5 protein-coding genes are annotated in these 4,650 nt (G+C 33.0%); 2 read left to right on the top strand and 3 right to left on the bottom strand.

Going from position 1 to position 4,650, the window contains the following annotated elements; genetic code table 11:
• The coding region (locus tag L866_RS0107990) for a transposase (protein WP_025730839.1) at positions 1–242 on the bottom strand (242 nt) is incomplete at its 3' end.
• A gap of 250 nt (positions 243–492) precedes the next feature.
• On the opposite strand from L866_RS0107990, the gene L866_RS0107985 reads away from it, so the two are divergent.
• On the top strand, positions 493–777 hold the full coding sequence (locus tag L866_RS0107985) for a DUF6110 family protein (RefSeq protein ID WP_025730838.1): 285 nt from the start codon (positions 493–495) through the stop codon (positions 775–777).
• A 19-nt stretch (positions 778–796) separates the two neighbouring features.
• Positions 797–2,872, top strand: coding sequence for a heavy metal translocating P-type ATPase (locus L866_RS0107980; protein WP_051452883.1), 2,076 nt, complete (start codon positions 797–799; stop codon positions 2,870–2,872).
• Between the two features lie 128 nt (positions 2,873–3,000).
• Here L866_RS0107980 and L866_RS0107975 read toward each other — a convergent pair whose 3' ends face one another.
• Positions 3,001–3,822 (bottom strand): MetQ/NlpA family ABC transporter substrate-binding protein, encoded by an 822-nt coding sequence (locus tag L866_RS0107975; RefSeq protein WP_025730835.1) that lies wholly within the window; start codon positions 3,820–3,822, stop codon positions 3,001–3,003.
• Positions 3,819–4,484, bottom strand: coding sequence for a methionine ABC transporter permease (locus L866_RS0107970; protein ID WP_025730832.1), 666 nt, complete (start codon positions 4,482–4,484; stop codon positions 3,819–3,821). The genes L866_RS0107975 and L866_RS0107970 overlap by 4 nt, the downstream gene beginning before the upstream one ends.
• Positions 4,485–4,650 lie beyond the last annotated feature (166 nt).

The following is a 4,650-nucleotide window of genomic DNA, read 5'->3' as shown; positions in this document are numbered from 1 at the left end:
TTCATCATTTTTTCAATTTTACGACCACTAAAAGTGCCTTCGCTGTAAGCGTAAAGAAGTGCCATCAAAATTGCTTTTGGATGGTAGGCCGGACGGCCATTAGTTGTCCTAAACATTTCAAAATATGAAGAATCTAATGAATGAACAAAATTATAAATGTGAAAAACGATGTGATCAGGCTCTAAATAAGTTGCTAAATCGATTGGTAAATTTGTTTGATTCGTGTTAAAATTAATAAACAAAGAAGACACCTCCTAATAGTTTTGTTGTTATTACTATTATATCAAAGGTGTCTTCTTTTTTTTATAAAAAACCGTCCAATTTCTAAAAAAATGGACGGTTTTAAAGGCCTTTTGTCCCAGCCTCTTTTTTATATTTAAAATTCACCCTCCTTAACCTTTGTTAATTACTATTTTTTTCTTTTTATATGCTGTATACTGTTAAGATAACAAAGAAACAACTGATCACTCAAAAGACGAAAGGATGATATTTATGATAAAAAACGTATTAAAATTAGTAGTAGGTTCAAAAAGCGCTGTATTTTTAAGTGGAATGACTTTAGGTCCGGTAGCTATGCGTGCCGTTAAAAGCGATTCTGCAAGAAAACTATATGTTAAATCACTCGCACAAGGATTCCAAGTTAAGGACACCTTCGATGCAAAATTAGACGAAATTCGTCAACAAGGTGGCGATATTTTAGCAGAAGCTAAAGCTATCTATGAAGAAGGCAAAAAAGAATCTGATTTAGAGCAATTAAAAAAACAATTGGAACTTTAATTGAAGGAGCTTGATCATTTTGTATCATATTGTGCACCAAACTCCTAATCGCGTTCGCATTCAATTCGATATTCCTCTAACGGAGTCTATCTGTGTAGCCATCGAACAACATATTGCATGTGCCATGTTTCTATATCAAATTAAATGGTATAAGCGTACTCCTTCGGTTGTTTTTCAATTAACTCCGGGACAGTTACCTCAATTAATCGAACGCTTGAATTCCATTGACCCTAATGAATTAATTGAAGCCTTTCATCATCCCATCGAAGAAACGGTCGATGTGTTCGATATTTTTCGCGATGAATTCACTAAGCATTTATTAATTAAATGGTTCGTGCCAACACCGATTCGTCGGATTCGACAAAGTTATCAGGCCATTCAATATATTCGACATGCTTTGATTGATTTGAAAAATAAACAATTGACCGTAGATGTTCTAGATGCAACGGCTATTATTATTTCAATGATTCGTAGCAATTTTGAAACAGCTGGATCCATTATGTTCTTACTTCAATTAAGTGACAAATTGGAACATCATACTCGTCGTAAATCATATAATGATTTAAAGAAAAGTTTAGCATTATCTATCGATCGTGTATGGCAAGTTATTGACAATCAAGCAGTTGAAGTTCAAGCTTCACAAATTAAAGCCGGTGATATCGTTATTGTCAATCATGGTAATATGATTCCATTCGATGGTATTGTTACAAGCGGCACAGGATTTGTGAATGAAGCCAGTTTAACTGGTGAAGCTTTCCCAATTCGTAAGACAGCGGGCGATGAAGTATTTGCAAATACCGTTTTAGGCGAAGGCGATATTCAATTTAAAGTAACTAATATTCAAACAGATACGGCTATTGCTAAGTTAGTGGATTTAATTAGTCAATCCGAAGAAACGAAATCATCGGTTCAAAAAACACTAGAAACGCAAGCAGACGGACTAGTTAAATACAACTTTATTGGAGCAACGATCACCTATCTCCTTACTCGGAATCTAAATCGTGCATTAACCTTTATGCTTGTCGATTTTTCATGTGCGCTTCGTTTAATTGGGCCATTAATTAATTTAACGGCTATGAAAGAAGCTTCAGACTATGGAGCAGTTGTTAAAGGCAGTAAATTTATTGAAAACTTCAATCAAATTGATACCTTTATCTTTGATAAAACAGGGACATTAACTAATTCCACGCCGACAGTCGTTGAAATTATTCCATTCGAAGGATACTCTCAAGAAGAAGTTATTCGAATTGCGGCTTGTTTAGAAGAACATTATCATCATCCGATTGCAGCAGCTATTGTTCAAACGGCTATTGACTACAATATTACGCATGAAGAAATGCATGAAGATTTACGTTATATTGTTGCTCATGGAATTGAATCAAGTATCGATCAAAAACGAGTCGTTATTGGTAGTAAGCACTTTATTTTAGAAGATGAAGAAGCTTATCATTCACCAGAAACTGCTCAAATTATTGAAGAAAAAGAAAAATACTTCAATTTATTGTACTTAGCATACGATGGGCAATTAATTGCTATTTTTGTTATCGATACACAAATTCGTCCCGAAACAGCAGATGTTCTCTACCGTTTAAAACGAGCTGGAAAACGGATTTGTCTTTTAACCGGTGACCAAGCAGATCGCGCTCAGCAATTTGCTGAACCGTTTGGATTTGATGAAGTTCTATCGCAGTTATTACCTGAAGAAAAATTTGGTTATATTCAAAAATTACAACATCAAGGACATAAAGTCGCAATGATTGGTGATGGAATTAATGATTCCGCTGCTATTTCTTTAGCGGATATTGGTATCGTTATGAAAGAGTCTTCTGATTTAGCTCGACAAGTAAGTGATATTGTTTTAATGTCTGATGACTTGAACACACTCTTTACACTTGAAACAATCAGTCATCAATTGAATCAACGTTTAAAACATACGTATCAATTTATTATTGGATTTAACTCCTTCTTAATTGGTGGCGGTGTATTCAACATTTTATCCAATACAACTGCAGCTATGTTACACAATACATCCACTGTCGCCACAGCTGTTATGGCATCCAAACGATTTAATATCACTCAAGACGATCAGAAATAACTTCACTTTCTTACATTTTAGTTTTTGAATAAACATAAAAAAACGCATGGCATCCGTAAAAAATGGATGTCATGCGTTTTTATTTTTGTCTTAAATCATTTAGCTAATCAACATTAAATCACTTTGTCTTAAAATGATACAATAACTGATCCTTTTAATTCACCTTCTAAGAATGCTTTCACTTCATCGCTTGCCATTGCTTTTTTAAGCGCAGAAATTTTATCACTATCTTCGTCTTCCTTATTAACTACTAATGAGATAGCGTAGTTTAGGTCATCATTTTTCTCAAAGATTAAACCATTTTCTTCTGGATTCAAGTCTAACTTTTTAATGTATGTTGGATAGTTAAATACCATATCTTTTTCTTCATAAGCTTCATTTAAGTTTAATAAACCAACTTCTGTAAATTTTAAGTTTTTAGGATTTTCTTTAATATTTTCCAACGTTAAACTATAGCTTTTGTCATCATCTAATTTAATTAAATCATTTTGTTCTAACAAACGTAATGCACGAGTTAAGTTAGCAGGGTCAGATGGAACAGCAATGTCAGCACCATCTTTTAAATCTTCAATGTTCTTTAAGTCTTTACCGTAAAAAGAAACAACTGCGTTATAAATCGGTTGTACGGCAACAAAGTCTGTGCCGTTCTTTTCATTAAACATTTGCATGAATAATGGATGTTGGAAGAAGTTTGCATCGACTTCTTTTCCTTGTAAAGCAACATTTGCCTGAACGTTATCTGTTACTGTTTCAATTTCTAATTGGTAACCTTCTTTTTCTAAATCATCTTGAATCATTTCTAAAATGGTTGTCATAGGCGCAGTGTGTGAAGCAACTTTAATCACTTCTACCTTTTCTTTTGAGTCAGTTGAACTTGTTTCAGTAGTACCTTTTGAACCACAACCTGCTAATACTAGTACAAATAATAACGCTGCAAATATTTTTTTCATTTTCTTTCCCCTTTTCTTTTGGATAACAAGTATCCGATAGTCTGTGCAATAAAAACAATAATAATGAAAATTATAATGATGACATACATTAATGGATAGTCATATTCTTGATAACCATATCGAAAGGCATAATCTCCTAATCCTCCAGCTCCAATAACTCCAACAACTGTTGAATAGGATAACATGCTAATAAAAACATTCGTGAAGGACAAAATTAGATCCGATCGAATCGCTGGTATTAAAAAATAGCGAATCATTTGAAATTTTGTCGCGCCCATACTAATCGCACGATCAATAATCGTATTAGGGACACTTAGTAATGCCTGTTCAACAAATCTCGCATAAAGACTAATCGCAACTGTCGATATAGGAATAATTGTTGCAACATTCCCAAAAGCGGTTCCGAATAAGAAACGATTGATAGGAATTAAAATAAAAATATAAATTAAAAATGGTATGCTTCTTAAAGCATTTAATGAAATACTAACTACCTGATAAATTATTTTATTATCTAATAAATAGCGTTTCTTTGTTGAAAATAATAAAACCCCTAATGAAATACCCACTATAATGGTCAATATTGAACTAAAAAATACCATGTACATCGTCTCAATAAAAGCGGTCCAAATTCCCGCTTGATTATTCAAAAATGATTCAATCATGTGACATAAACTCCTTTACATAACGGAAATAATCGTCTTCTTTAGACAATTCCGATTTTTTAGGAATAAATTCATCACGAATTCGACCATCCTCTAAAAATAAAATACGTGTACAATAATTCTTTAATATGGATAAGTTGTGTGACACGATAATTAAAGTAATATT

The organism is Atopobacter phocae ATCC BAA-285, from assembly GCF_000526675.1.
Taxonomy (GTDB): Bacteria; Bacillota; Bacilli; order Lactobacillales; family Aerococcaceae; genus Atopobacter; species Atopobacter phocae.
The sequence above is the reverse complement of the archived record's forward strand: the minus strand, read 5'-3'. Positions and strand labels throughout refer to the sequence as shown.

Coding starts and splice junctions, on each gene's coding strand:
- L866_RS0107975 (WP_025730835.1), bottom strand. CDS start 3,822: ATGAAAAAAATATTTGCAGCGTTATTATTTGTACTAGTATTAGCAGGT.
- L866_RS0107970 (WP_025730832.1), bottom strand. CDS start 4,484: ATGATTGAATCATTTTTGAATAATCAAGCGGGAATTTGGACCGCTTTT.
- L866_RS0107985 (WP_025730838.1), top strand. CDS start 493: ATGATAAAAAACGTATTAAAATTAGTAGTAGGTTCAAAAAGCGCTGTA.